The 13,362-nt window shown below is 52.9% G+C and carries 8 protein-coding genes; 4 read left to right on the top strand and 4 right to left on the bottom strand.

Features of this window, described 5'->3' with window-relative positions; all coding sequences use genetic code 11:
* Window positions 1-65: 65 nt before the first annotated feature.
* The 4 genes from E3E28_RS04045 to E3E28_RS04030 form a co-directional block, all read right to left on the bottom strand.
* On the bottom strand, window positions 66-1,145 hold the full coding sequence (locus E3E28_RS04045; RefSeq protein ID WP_167914122.1) for a hypothetical protein: 1,080 nt from the start codon (window positions 1,143-1,145) through the stop codon (window positions 66-68).
* A 207-nt stretch (window positions 1,146-1,352) separates the two neighbouring features.
* Entirely contained in the window at window positions 1,353-2,039 is a 687-nt protein-coding gene (locus tag E3E28_RS04040; protein WP_167914121.1) for a hypothetical protein, read from the bottom strand.
* 171 nt (window positions 2,040-2,210) lie between these two features.
* A complete protein-coding gene (radA, locus tag E3E28_RS04035) occupies window positions 2,211-3,269 on the bottom strand; it encodes a DNA repair and recombination protein RadA (RefSeq protein WP_167914120.1) in 1,059 nt (352 codons plus the stop codon).
* Between the two features lie 182 nt (window positions 3,270-3,451).
* A complete protein-coding gene (locus tag E3E28_RS04030) occupies window positions 3,452-4,471 on the bottom strand; it encodes a TrkA family potassium uptake protein (RefSeq protein ID WP_167914119.1) in 1,020 nt (339 codons plus the stop codon).
* Window positions 4,472-5,158: 687 nt separating this feature from the next.
* On the opposite strand from E3E28_RS04030, the gene E3E28_RS04025 reads away from it, so the two are divergent.
* The 4 genes from E3E28_RS04025 to E3E28_RS04010 all read left to right on the top strand — a co-directional run bounded on the left by E3E28_RS04025 (window position 5,159) and on the right by E3E28_RS04010 (window position 13,338).
* Window positions 5,159-5,767, top strand: a complete 609-nt coding sequence (locus tag E3E28_RS04025; protein WP_167914118.1) for a DNA-binding protein — start codon at window positions 5,159-5,161, stop codon at window positions 5,765-5,767.
* A gap of 261 nt (window positions 5,768-6,028) precedes the next feature.
* Entirely contained in the window at window positions 6,029-7,282 is a 1,254-nt protein-coding gene (locus E3E28_RS04020; protein ID WP_167915191.1) for an ORC1-type DNA replication protein, read from the top strand.
* Complete coding sequence (locus tag E3E28_RS04015; RefSeq protein ID WP_167914117.1) at window positions 7,282-9,459, top strand: DNA-directed DNA polymerase II small subunit; 2,178 nt, start codon at window positions 7,282-7,284, stop codon at window positions 9,457-9,459. The genes E3E28_RS04020 and E3E28_RS04015 overlap by 1 nt, the downstream gene beginning before the upstream one ends.
* Window positions 9,460-13,338, top strand: coding sequence for a DNA-directed DNA polymerase II large subunit (locus E3E28_RS04010; protein ID WP_167914116.1), 3,879 nt, complete (start codon window positions 9,460-9,462; stop codon window positions 13,336-13,338). It abuts the gene before it with no gap.
* Window positions 13,339-13,362 lie beyond the last annotated feature (24 nt).

Here is a 13,362-nt window from a genome sequence, read left to right as displayed (position 1 = left end):
AATTTCATTTTAAATCCCCCTTTACTTATAGATTCAAAAATTGAAATTTAAAAAGTTAAGAAATATCACGAAAATAAAGCCTTAATGATGTAGGGTAAAGCATCACAGAATTGGGGACAAAATATAGGGGCCAAAACCGCCCCACAAGCGTCTGCACAAACGCTTCCCAGTATTCCACAGGGGCTCTTACAGGCCAGTACTAGTCCTTTTGAACATGCAATAGAGCAAGATGCCCCTCCAATTATGCTACTAATGCCTTGTCCACACATATGGCCACAAAAAGCCGAGCATACAATTCCCCCTGCAAAGCAAATCCATGAGAGCACTCCCCCACTACTTCCTGCCGCGGCTATACAGGCAAGGGTAAAAAGCCCAGTACATGACAAGTCGCAGAGATGAACACACGCTGAATAGTCATCAATAACCATAGCATATCCCAAGTTTGCTTTTTCATTGTACTCCGGTAGTTTAAGCTTCACCAAGTGTGAGAGGTGTCTTAACTCGTAAGCACTCCTGTCCCAAATCCAGCTCGTCTCGTCACCCCTGCGAAGCTTCATAAGAACTTTGTTCAGAGTCCAATAGTAATCAGAAAGCGTAAGGTTACCGAGCACCAGTACGGTATCCCCAACAGGAACTGCCCTGTTCTTATCATCAGGAGCAATGTTCATTCCAGTAACAAAAGCCGTGTACTTTCCAGTTTTCGGGTCAGTTAGGATTTTAGTTATCAACGTAAAATTATACTGACTCCTCTCGGCCCTATAAACAAGGTTATATATGGTGTAGTTAAAGGTGGCATTGTAAACAGTAACCTTGATGAACAACAACTGTTCATGCTTCCTTGTCATGTTGTACAGGGCAGTTATTGAAACATTGAGGTGAGCGCTCACGTTGAAAGCACCGCAGGAACTGGCGTTCTGGCAAGCACAGGGAGAATGAGTCAAATTAGTGAGGTTTAATGTTGCATTCACCCACGTGACGTTCATCTGAAGCTTGCCCTTGTCATCGTACCAAGCAACCACAGCCCTCCTGAAGGTCACGCTGGCATTGTTAGTGCTCATGGCCATGGCCTGCGGAGCCGCAATCAACTGCAGGCTCAATACCATGAAGACCAGAACGACTCCAAACGTCGTCTTCCTCCAGTTCATGGCCACCAACCGACCAGTTAGTCAAGGAGAGCCGACAATCGCCATATATAAATTTTTCTTTTTACAAGTTAGATTCAATAACGTTTTTTTCGTAGGATTTTCAATTTTTAACAGTATCAAAACGACGAGAATGAAACGAAAGAAGCCAGAGTAAAAGAGCGAACAAGAGAACACAGAAGTTCATTTCTTCAGATGCGCCTCTGAGTTTTACCACTCGATTACCACCAAGACTCCAAGAAGACGAACGTCAACGAAAACACTCACGATTCCAATGACAAGCAACGCGAGGAGCGACAGATTACCATACCGTGTACCGAGGTAACCCGAGATTCCGGATAGAACACCGAGAGTGGAAAGGAGGAACAAGCCCCTGAAAATAGGGTAATCCTCTACGAGCAGGAGCGGACCGCGAAAAGTACCAAAATCAGAGTATCCCCGAGGAACCGAGGCGTGGAGAGCAACGAACCGCAGGATTCCAAGTAGAACAAGAGAAGCAAGAGAAACCCAGAATATCCACGCGAAAAGACCCATAACTTTGTTCAGTTCGCCCTTAGAGGCAAAATAAAGGAATGCAGGAATACCAACAACTAAAACGAAGAAAGGAAGCATGAGCGGAGATAAAAGAATAACCTTAGCGACAATTGAGATAACAAAAAGTGCTGATTTAACCGGACCGTAAACCGGCGAAACGGTAACGTAGACACCCCAGAAGGTAAAATGGTAATGGACACTCTCTCGAACTGCCTTCAGGAAGTTTACATTTTCAGAGTTCTCGTCAAGGATTTCGGGGAGATGCACAATGTCCTTCTTCGAGTAGCCCCACCGCTCAAGGAGCCTTGCGAGGTTGAAAGCCAGAATGGCCGAGACTATTAGGAAAGAGGCCAGAGCTGACAACAGCCACGTGAAGTTAAAGCTTCTGGAAATCTCAGTATTATCCCCACCGAAATAAGAGAACGAAATCAACCACAGGATGGGCCAGGGGAGGAGAGAAATCAAAAGACTGTTCAGCAGGTAGCGAAAGCCCCGGCGCATAAGACTCCCCAAAAGATTGGAAGTCAGAAAACCTCAGTCCTCAACTCCCTTCTCGGTAATCCTGAAGACGGCCTCGCCCTCGGGCAGGTGCGGGCTGTCTATGAGCCTTGCGACGCGCTTTCCGGCCTTGCCCTTCCTGAGGTAGATTCTGAGCGTCGCGCTGTGGGCCAAGATGTGACCGCCGACGGGCCTCGTGGGGTCGCCGAAGAAGGCATCCGGTTTCGCCTGCACCTGGTTCGTCACGAAGACCGCTATGTCGTAGAGGTCGGCAAGACGGTGTAAGTCGGAGAGGTGCTTCGCCAGCTTCTGCTGTCTCTCGGCTAGAGTTCCCCTGCCGACGTACTCGCTCCTGAAGTGGGCCATGAGGGAATCAACGACGAGCAACTTAACTGGCCTATCGGTTGAGGCCTTCTCCTTGATTATTTCCTCGGCTTTCTCGACGAGAAGCATCTGGTGGTTGCTGTTGAAGGCGCGCGCAACGTAGATGTTCTTGAGCGTCTCGTCGGGGTCCAAACCGCGAGCCTCGGCTATCTGCCTTATCCTCTCGGGCCTGAAGGTGTTCTCGGTGTCAATCCATATCACCGAACCGCCGAGGCCACCTTCCTCAGGTGGCTTCTGGACCATGACGGCGAGGGTGTGCGCGAGCTGGGTCTTTCCGCTTCCGAACTCACCGAAGACCTCGGTTATGGCCTGCGTCTCTATTCCGCCCCCGAGGAGCTTGTCGAGGCTCTTGCTTCCAGTGGAAATTTTGCCGATGGTCTGTCTCTTTTCCATATACTCGTCGGCGCGCATGAAGGTTCCGATGTTTGCCGCTTCCCTCGCGGCCTGGATTATCTTGAGCGCGGCGCCTTCGCTTATGCCCGCTATCTCTTTGAGCTCGAGCGGTGAAGCAACTGCTATGGCCTCAATACTGTCGTAGCCGGCCTCGCGAAGCTTCTCAGCAGTAGCCGGACCAACACCCGGCAAATCCTCAAGGGTTCTGATTTCTTTTTCCTTTTTCTTCTTTGAGGGCGATGACGGTGAGCTTTCGGCTATTTCAAGCTCCTCGAATTCCTCAAGCTCTTTAACCTCTTCAACCTTCTTCTTCGCCATGAGACTCACCCGGGAAATACCCTTAGTAGAGGTAAAGTTCAGGGGTTAAATAACTTTTCCTGGGAAAATCGGAAGGGCAATCTTTTAAGACTTTCGCCAGTTTCGAAAAACGAACCTTAAAAACGCCCAAATTTTACTGAAAAGCCCAGAAAAAAGAGAACTACCGAAGATGGGCCCCCTGCTCAAGATTTTCCAGTGGAAATGGAGCCCCTCAGAACTATCAGTCTGGCACCCTCAGGAATCGGCTCGTCGAGCGGAGGATTGAGAACAGGGCCATCCTTGTAGTAACCCAGGAGAAACAGGTCCTTTGTCTCCTTGAGCTCGCGGAGGGCTTCTATGTACGGCCTGCCCCAGAAGTCCCGCCCGTCCATCACGGTGACGTCGTAGCCCTTGACCGAACTCGTTATGTCGTCTATAACATCAACCACCTCAGGCTCGAAGACGGAACTCGCGAGAAGCCTTCCCGCCAGGCTTCTGCTCACGATGACCCTATCCGCACCGGCACCCCTAAGGAGCTCAACACTCTCCTCGCTCAGAACCTCGACGAGAACCTTTGCACTGGACATTCTCTTCACCATGAGGGTCACAAAAACGGCCTTCGAGTCGTCCTCAAGGGCCAAGATTACGTGGGAAGCCTTTTCAACACGGGCCCGTTCGAGTGTCTCCCTGTTGGTGGGGTCACCTATGAGGACCTCTATTTCCTCTGGAAGCTCAACCTTCTTGCGCTCCTCCTCGCTGGGAAAGACCACGACAATCGGGGCCAGCCGTAGCTCACCGCGCTCGATTGCCCCGATAAGTTCGTTAACGCAGGTTGAAACGCTACTCCCCTGCCCGATTACAAGGTAGTGGTTGGAGTAGTTAACCCGGTGCATGCCCATCATCCTCCTCAGAGACGAAGAGATAAAGTTCTCGGCCAGAAGGGAAACGAGGGCCGTGAAAGTCGAGATTCCGGCAACAGAAGCAATCATCGCAACGATTCTCCCCGCCTCGGTCTTCGGCGTAACGTCGCCGTAGCCTATGGTCGCCATCGTTATGACGGCCCAGTAGAAGGCTGTAAAGAAGTCAACGCCCTCAAAGTAAGCAAAAGCAGTTGCAAACGCGATTGCCAGTAGAAGAACCGCGAGGGCTATCTGGACTAACCGGTTTCTGCTCACCTTGACCCTCACGCGGAGCAGTCGCCTCACAACGGTTACCGGTAGCATGGGCGTCGTTTCCACTCGAACCTTAAAAACATGCCCCATAATCAGAACAATTCAACAATGGTCATCAAGATACCACGAGGTACAGTTTTTCCAGTGGAAACAAAGGTCTTTTTCGATGCTCATCGAAAAGACCCCCCAGAGTTTCATTTCCACTGGAACCCACTTTCGGAAAACGGACGGTTTTGACAGTGTGGTTGAAGGTAAAAGGGAGTCAGCGAAATTGTTTAAGTACGTAGCTGTTAAATCGTTCAATGAATTGCCGAAGATTTTTATTAGATGGTCTAAAATCTCCATGTTTCATTCCCATTGATTTGGTCATTCGTTCATAGAAAGATATAAAAACCGGCACCGATAAGAGAAATGGGAGCTTTTTGTCAACACTAAACCGGTCTTCTATGGGAAGCTCCAAAAGCCCGCTCCACTGGAAACAAAACTCTGGGGGGGATACGTTCTATTTAATTTAGCGGGTTTTGAAAATATGTCCGTTTAACTATCGTGGACTACTATGTTCATCAATGTCCCTGTTTTGGTGTGCACTTTTGGTCATTTCTCTTTCAGTGGAAATCGTAAGACCTAATTAATTTAGTCTTTCCAAATGCAAAATTTTATGTACATTCCTGTGCATTTAGCTTTCCCGTTTCCTTTGGAAGGGCAAACCATTAATTCACCAACGCCGTATTTCAGTTGGTGGTTCCAGTGGAGATTAGGGATGTTGTTCTCGACTGGTTGCGCTCAGGCAAGGACGATGCCAACGACATCGTGGACCTGCCCTGGGAAGTTAAGCAACTTGAACCGGACCTCTACGTTGCGGAGCACCCCAAGATGCCCTTCACCCTGCTTCTCTCGTTCGGGGACGGCTTCATACGGCTGTTGGCCCCGATGGGCCTTGAAACGTTTTCCATGACCAAGGACGAGAAACTTAAAGTCTACCATGCACTCCTCAAGCTGAACGCAGATGTTAACCTTATGAAGTTCATCCTTATGGGCATGAACGACGACGTTTACCTGGCTGTTGACCTCGACACTTCAAATCTCGGCAAGGCCGAGTTCAACGACGCGCTCTCGGCCCTTCTCGTTGGTCTGCTCTCAGCCGTTTCGGCGCTCCACCTTGAGGAAGAGTTCGAGGCCCTGCTCAAGGAGCGTGTGCTCGCGATGGTCTATGAGAGGCTCCGCAAGGGTGCGAGCAGGGAAGAGCTTCTCAACTTTCTCATCTCCCGGGTGGGAATGCCCAAGAACGAGGCTTTGGCCCTTCTCGCCGAGGTTCTCCCCGAAGAGCCGGATAGGGGTTACCTCTAAGGGTAACTCCCTTCTTTATTCTGTATCCCTTTTACATCCACCTGTTCAACAAGGCATATAAACCCAGACCCCACACTTGCTATGCTTTCCACTGTATCCGGTGCTTCCAGTGGAGATTTGGGAATATGTGCAAAGATTGATTGAGATGTTTGAACAAAATGCGAATTCCTATCACACATCTTGCCAAAATGGTGTATCCTATCCGCATGTTTGTGGCGGTAATACGGCGTGAGAGTATGATTTCCGGTGGAGATGGGAGCCATGGGGGACAAGGACGACTACCTGACGTCGATATTCGAGAAGTACCTCCACGCCAAGAAGATTTTCAAGAACAAGGAAGTCCTGAGGCACAGCTACACGCCAAAGGAACTCCCTCACAGGCATGAGCAGATTGACGAGCTGGCACATATTCTCGTTCCGGTTTTAAGGGGTGAAACGCCCTCGAACGTCTTCGTCTACGGCAAGACTGGAACGGGTAAAACCGTGACGGTGAAGTTTGTAACCGAGGAACTCAAGAAGATATCCGAGAAGTACAACATTCCCGTCGAGGTCATCTACATCAACTGCGAGATAGTCGACACCCACTACCGCGTTCTCGCGAGGATAGTCAACCACTTCAAGGCTGAAAGTGGTGTGGAGGTTCCCCTCGTCGGCTGGCCGACCGATGAGGTCTACGCCAAGCTGAAAGAGGTTATAGACGCGAAGGAGCGCTTTGTAATCATCGTTCTGGACGAGATAGACAAGCTCATCAAGAAGAGCGGGGATGACATACTCTACTCCCTCACGAGGATAAACACGGAACTCTCAAAAGCGAAGGTCAGCATAATCGGCATCTCAAACGACCTCAAGTTCAAAGAGTATCTCGACGCCCGCGTTCTGTCAAGTTTGAGTGAGGAGGAAGTCGTTTTCCCGCCCTACGACGCCAACCAGCTTCGGGACATTCTCATGCAACGCGCAAAGGAGGCCTTCTACGAGGGCGTTCTCGACGATGCGGTAGTGCCACTCTGTGCCGCTTTGGCCGCTCGCGAGCACGGCGACGCGAGGAGGGCCCTGGATTTGCTCCGCGTCGCTGGTGAAATAGCGGAGCGCGAGGGGGCGAGCAAAGTAACCGAAAGGCACGTCTGGAAGGCACAGGAGAAGATTGAGCAGGACACGATGGAGGAAGTCATAAAGACCCTCCCGCTCCACTCGAAGGTCCTCCTCTACGCGATAGTCATGCTCGACGAGAACGGTGAGCTACCGGCCAACACCGGCGACGTTTACTCCGTTTACAAGTCCCTCTGCGACCATCTCGACGTCGAGCCGTTAACCCAGAGGCGCGTGAGCGATTTAATCAACGAGCTCGACATGCTCGGCATAATCAACGCCAAGGTCGTGAGCAAGGGGCGCTACGGCAGGACCAAGGAGATAAGGCTAAACGTCACCCCCTACATGGTGAAGAACATTTACCGCCACGACGAGCAGGTTAGGAGCCTGCTCACCCTCACCCTCTCCAAGCAGAGGAGGTTGTTCTGATGCTGATTGAGGATTTAATCAAGAACAACTACCTGATAACTCCTTCTGCCTACTACCTCCTCGAACCCCACTACAAGAGGGACTTCACTCTGGCGGAGCTGATAAAGTTCGCCAAAGCTCGGGGGACCTTCGTCATAGACTCCTCCATAGCCGAGGCCTTTCTCGCTGAGAAGGGTCTCTTTTCCACTGGAGAGCTCACTGAGCAGACCCCCCTTGAGGTCTCTGAGGAAGAGTCTCTTGAGGCTTCTCGTGAGGAAATATTGGAAGAAATCGCCGAATCTGCTAAAACCAAAGTTTCTGAAACTTTTATGGCCTCTCAGCCTGAAGAAATTCCTTCTTCTGAAGACGTTGAATCAGAGGACGCATCGGGTTCTATTTCCACTGGAGATGTTGTGGAAAGCGAAGTTTCTACGACTCCTTCTGAGGAAGAGAGTGTTAAACCTGCCGAAATTGTTGGCGAGACATCGATTTCCACTGGAACTGCCCTCGAATTGGAGCAATCTCCTACCCCCAATTCTGTCGAAGAATCAGTTTCCGGCGAGCTTTCAGAGGAAGAGAGTTTTGTTTCCACTGGAACATCTGAACCTGCGGAACCCGAGGATGGTGCCATCGGCTCTCCAGATGAGTCGCTAACCGGGGTCGTCGAGGACTCACTTCCACTGGAAACCGAGCCCCTGAACGGCAACGGCTACGGAAACTACGCCGATAGCGAGGAGTATTACGAGAACGGCGAGAATGGAAACGGGGTGAAGCCCAAAATCGTTTACGGCGACTACGGGATTCCAATAGCGTACGTCGGAGAAGACGTTGAGGGTGAGAAGAGCTACTCCACCTACAAAGACGTCGTGATAAAGCCCAGGGAGGGCTTCCACTACCGCGCGAAGGAGATTCCGGATGAGTGGGAGCTTACCTTCGACGTCAAGAACGTGAAGTTCGAGGCCCCGAAGGTCAAGAATGCTTCAAGTAAAGAGGGCGAGATAATAATCCAGGCCTATTCGAGCTACTTCAAGTCGAGGCTCAGGAAGATGCGGAGAATCTTCCGCGAGAACCCCGAAATCGGGACGGTCATAGACATCGCGAAGCTGAGCTACGTCCGGGACGACGAGGTCACGATAATCGGCCTCGTCAACGACAAGCGCGAAACGGCGAAGGGCTACATGTTCGAGGTGGAAGATGCAACCGGGCGGGTTAAGGTCTTCCTTGGCAGAGACAGGGAGAACGCTTCACAGGCCTACAACGCGATAATGCCCGATTCGGTCGTTGCCTTCCGCGGTCAGCCGGGTAGGGGAATCTTCTTCGCCAACCGCGTTTTCCTCCCGGATGTGCCAAAGTTCAGGAAGCAGAAGCCTCCACTGGAAGAGAAGGTCTACGCGATTCTGCTGAGCGACATTCACGTCGGCTCGAACAAGTTCTGCGAGAAGGCCTTCGAGAAGTTCCTCGAGTGGCTCAACGGTGAGGTCAACAGCAGGGCCGAGGAGGAGCTCGTGAGCAGGATTAAATACATGATAATCGGCGGTGACGTCGTTGACGGCGTCGGTATCTACCCAGGCCAGTACAACGAGCTGGCCATTCCAGACATCTTCGACCAGTACGAGGCGTTGGCCAATCTCCTCCGCAACGTTCCTGACCATATCACCATGTTCATCGGCCCGGGCAACCACGACGCCGCGAGGACCGCTCTGCCACAGCCGGGCTTCTACGAGGAGTACGCCAAGCCGATATACAAGCTCAAGAACGTCGTCATCATCAGCAATCCCGCGGTGATAAACCTTCACGGCAGAGAGTTCCTCATCGCCCACGGAAGGGGCATAGAGGACGTCGTTGACTTCATCCCCGGGAGAACGCACCACAAACCCGCTGAGGCGATGGTTGACCTCCTCAAGCTCCGCCACCTCGCGCCGACCTTTGGAAACAAGGTTCCCATAGCTCCCGACCCTGAGGACACGCTCGTCATCGAGAGCGTTCCGGACCTCTTCCAGGCCGGCCACGTCCACGTTATGGAGCACAGGGTTTACAACGGAGTCTTCGTCATCAACAGCGGAACCTGGCAGGCCCAGACTGAGTTCCAGAAGATGGTGAACATCATTCCCACTCCAGCGCGTGTGCCGATAATAGACGTTGAGACGGCCCGCTTGAGGGCCGTTGTGAGCTTTGACCAGTTCTGCGAGGGGGTTTGAATGGGAGAGGAGCTCTACTCACCCGAGATGAAGGCTTACTTCGAATCACTTCAGCGAGAAATTGACAGGGCCTATGAGATAGCAAGGAAAGCCCGCTCTCAGGGGAAGGACCCCAGTCTCGACGTTGAGGTTCCCCAGGCAACCGACATGGCCGGCCGTGTTGAGAGCCTCGTAGGCCCGCCGGGCGTTGCCGAGAGGATTAGGGTTCTCGTCAAGGAATACGGAAAGGAGCTCGCCGCGCTGAAGGTCGTTGACGAAATCATCGAGGGCAAGTTTGGTGATTTGGGAAGTAAAGAAAAGTACGCGGAGCAGGCCGTCAGAACCGCCCTCGCGATACTCACGGAGGGTATCGTTTCCGCCCCGCTTGAGGGAATCGCTGACGTCAAAATCAAGCGCAACACCTGGGCCGACAATTCTGAATACCTGGCCCTCTACTACGCCGGCCCGATAAGGAGCTCCGGCGGAACGGCGCAGGCGTTGAGCGTCCTCGTTGGAGACTACGTGAGGAAAAAGCTCGGCCTCGACCGCTTCAAGCCGAGCGAGGAGCACATTGAGAGGATGGTCGAGGAGATAGACCTCTACCACAGGGCCGTTACGAGACTGCAGTATCATCCGGAAGCCGATGAGGTGAGGCTCGCGATGAGGAACATCCCCATCGAGATAACCGGCGAAGAGACAGATAAAGTCGAGGTCTCCCACAGGAACGTTCCCGGCGTTGAGACCAACCACCTGCGCGGTGGAGCGATTCTCGTTTTGGCTGAAGGTGTCCTCCAGAAGGCCAAGAAGCTCGTCAAGTACATAGACAAGATGGGCGTGGAAGGTTGGGACTGGATAAAGGAGTTCGTTGAGGCCAAGGAGAAGGGCAAGAGCTCCGAGGAGTCCAAGGCCGACGAATCCAAGGCCGAGGATTCCGGGGCGAGGGAGGAAGTGGCAGAAAAAGTCGAGAAGGGCTTCTACTACGAGCTCTACGAGAGGTTTAGGGCCAACATCGCCCCGAACAAGAAGTACACGAAGGAGATAATAGGTGGCAGGCCCCTCTTTGCCGAGCCTTCAGAGAACGGTGGCTTCCGCCTGCGCTATGGGAGGAGTCGCGTCAGTGGCTTCGCGACGTGGAGCGTCAATCCAGCGACGATGCTAATCCTCGACGAGTTCATAGCTATCGGCACGCAGATGAAAACCGAGAGGCCCGGAAAGGGTTGTATCGTTACCCCCGCGACCACCGTTGAGGGGCCGATAGTCAAGCTCAAGGACGGAAGTGTTATACGGGTTGATGACTACGAGACGGCTCTAAAGGTCAGAAACGACCTCGATGAGATTCTCTACGTTGGCGACGCGCTCATCAACTTCGGAGACTTCGTTGAGAACAACCAGACGCTTTTGCCGGCCAACTACGCCGAGGAATGGTGGATTCAGGAGCTTGCTAAGGCAATCGAGGAGCTCTACGAGGTCGAGCTCAAGCCGTTCTCCGACAACCCGCGCGAGGCCGTTGAGGAGGTCGCCGAATACCTTGAGATAGACCCCGATTTCCTTGAGGGCCTTTTGATGGACCCGCTCAGGGTTAGGCCGAGCGTTGAGCTGGCGATACACCTTTCAAAGGTTCTGGACATACCCTTCCACCCCTACTACACCCTCTACTGGAACACTCTCAACCCCGAGGAAGTTGAAGAACTCCAGAGGGCCCTTCTCAACGCCCAAATCGAGTGGGGCGAGTTCAGGAAGCTGAAGTTCGCGAGGAGGATAATCCTCGAAAACGGCCCAAAGATTAAGCGCTACCTTGAGCTCCTTGGCCTGCCCCACAGGCTCGAAAGAACTGAGGACAGAAGAAAGGTCATCGTCGTGGACTACCCCTGGAGCTCGGCCCTGCTAACGCCCCTCGGCAACCTTGAGTGGGAGTTCAAGGCCAAGCCCTTCTTCACGGTCATCGACATAATCAACGAGAACAACCCGATAAAGCTTCGTGACAGGGGAATAAGCTGGATTGGCGCGAGAATGGGCAGGCCCGAGAAGGCCAAGGAGAGGAAGATGAAGCCCCCTGTCCAGGTGCTCTTTCCGATTGGCCTGGCTGGAGGCCAGAGCAGGGACATTAAGAAGGCCGCGGAGGAAGGAAAAACCGCCAGAGTCGAGATAGCTTTCTTCAAGTGCCCGAAGTGCGGTCATACCGGCCCGGAGCACCTCTGTCCTGTCTGCGGGACGAGGAAGGAACTCCTCTGGCACTGCCCCAAGTGCAATGTTGACTATCCCGAGAGCGAGGCGAAGGAGTTCGGCTTCCGCTGTCCGCGCTGTGATGTAGAGCTGAAACCATACGCCCAGCGGGAGATAAAGCCCTCCGAACTGCTGAGGCGGGCCATGGACAACGTCAAGGTCTACGGCATCGACAGGCTCAAGGGCGTTAAGGGTATGACCTCCGGCTACAAAATGGCCGAACCCCTCGAAAAGGGCCTCCTGCGGGTTAAGAACGACGTCTACGTTTTCAAGGACGGTACAATCCGTTTCGACGCGACAGATGCTCCAATAACCCACTTCAAGCCGAAGGAAATCGGTGTAAGTGTCGAGAAGCTTCGCGAGCTCGGCTATACGCACGACTTCGAGGGCAAGTCCCTTGAGCGGGACGACCAGATAGTCGAGCTGAAGGTCCAAGACATAATCCTCTCCTACGAGGCAGGAAAATACCTCCTCAAGGTCGCGCGCTTCGTTGACGACCTGCTTGAGAAGTTCTACGGCCTGCCGAGGTTCTACAACGCCGAGAAGATGGAGGATTTGATAGGCCACCTTGTCATCGGTCTTGCCCCCCACACCTCGGCCGGAATCATCGGCAGGATAATCGGCTTCTCCGACGTTCTGGTCGGCTACGCGCACCCGTATTATCACGCGGCCAAAAGACGCAACTGCGACGGCGACGAGGACGCTGTTATGCTTCTCCTCGACGCTCTCTTGAACTTCAGCAAGTACTATCTCCCAGAGAAGCGCGGTGGCAAGATGGACGCACCGCTGGTCGTTACGACGAGGCTCGACCCGCGTGAGGTGGACAGCGAGGTCCACAACATGGACGTCGTCCGCTATTATCCCCTTGAGTTCTACAAGGCCACCTACGAGATGAAATCGCCGAAGGAAATCAAGTTCATCGAGCGCGTTGAAGATAGACTTGGAAAACCTGAGATGTACGAGGGCATAAAGTTCACCCATGACACCGACGACATCGGCCTCGGCCCGAAGATGAGCCTGTACAAACAGCTCGGCGACATGGTCGAGAAGGTCGAGAGACAGCTCGCTTTGGCGGAGCGCATTCGCGCGGTCGATGAGCATCACGTTGCTGAGACAATACTCAACTCCCACCTGATTCCCGATTTGAGAGGTAATTTGAGAAGCTTCACGAGGCAGGAGTTCCGCTGTGTGAAGTGCAACACGAAATATCGGAGGCCCCCGCTCATCGGACGCTGTCCCAAGTGCGGTGGAAAAATCGTCCTGACAGTGAGCAAAGGCGCGGTTGAGAAATACCTGCCGACGGCGAAGATGCTGGTTACCCGCTATAAAGTCAAGGACTACACGAGGCAGAGGATTTGCCTGACGGAGAAGGACATAAAGACGCTCTTCGAGACCGTTTTGCCCGAAAAGCAGAGGACCTTGCTCGGCTTCTCGGCAGACGTGTGCGAGAAGATGATTAAGGAGCGCACCGGCTCTTCGAACGGAAAGAACGGCTACCTCGACGGTTTCAACGGGAAGAACGGGAAGGCGAAGAAAGCGAAGGTAGAGAACGAGGTCAGGAGGGAGAAGAAGCCCAAGACCGAGAAGGCCAAGGACCTCAAGAAGGAAGTCAAGAGGGAGAAGGCGAAGGCAAAGCGGAAGAAGCGCATAAGCCTCGACGAGTTCTTTGGGAGTTAGCTATTTATACTCCCTCCGCCTATT

Source organism: Thermococcus sp. 21S9, from assembly GCF_012027635.1.
Lineage (GTDB): Archaea > Methanobacteriota_B > Thermococci > Thermococcales > Thermococcaceae > Thermococcus.
The sequence above is the reverse complement of the archived record's forward strand: the minus strand, read 5'-3'. Positions and strand labels throughout refer to the sequence as shown.

What these genes read in the sequence shown, in the direction of transcription:
- E3E28_RS04045 (WP_167914122.1), bottom strand. Translation starts at nt 1,145, where the DNA reads ATGAACTGGAGGAAGACGACGTTTGGAGTCGTTCTGGTCTTCATGGTA.
- radA (WP_167914120.1), bottom strand. Translation starts at nt 3,269, where the DNA reads ATGGCGAAGAAGAAGGTTGAAGAGGTTAAAGAGCTTGAGGAATTCGAG.
- E3E28_RS04030 (WP_167914119.1), bottom strand. Translation starts at nt 4,471, where the DNA reads ATGCTACCGGTAACCGTTGTGAGGCGACTGCTCCGCGTGAGGGTCAAG.
- E3E28_RS04020 (WP_167915191.1), top strand. Translation starts at nt 6,029, where the DNA reads ATGGGGGACAAGGACGACTACCTGACGTCGATATTCGAGAAGTACCTC.
- E3E28_RS04015 (WP_167914117.1), top strand. Translation starts at nt 7,282, where the DNA reads ATGCTGATTGAGGATTTAATCAAGAACAACTACCTGATAACTCCTTCT.
- E3E28_RS04010 (WP_167914116.1), top strand. Translation starts at nt 9,460, where the DNA reads ATGGGAGAGGAGCTCTACTCACCCGAGATGAAGGCTTACTTCGAATCA.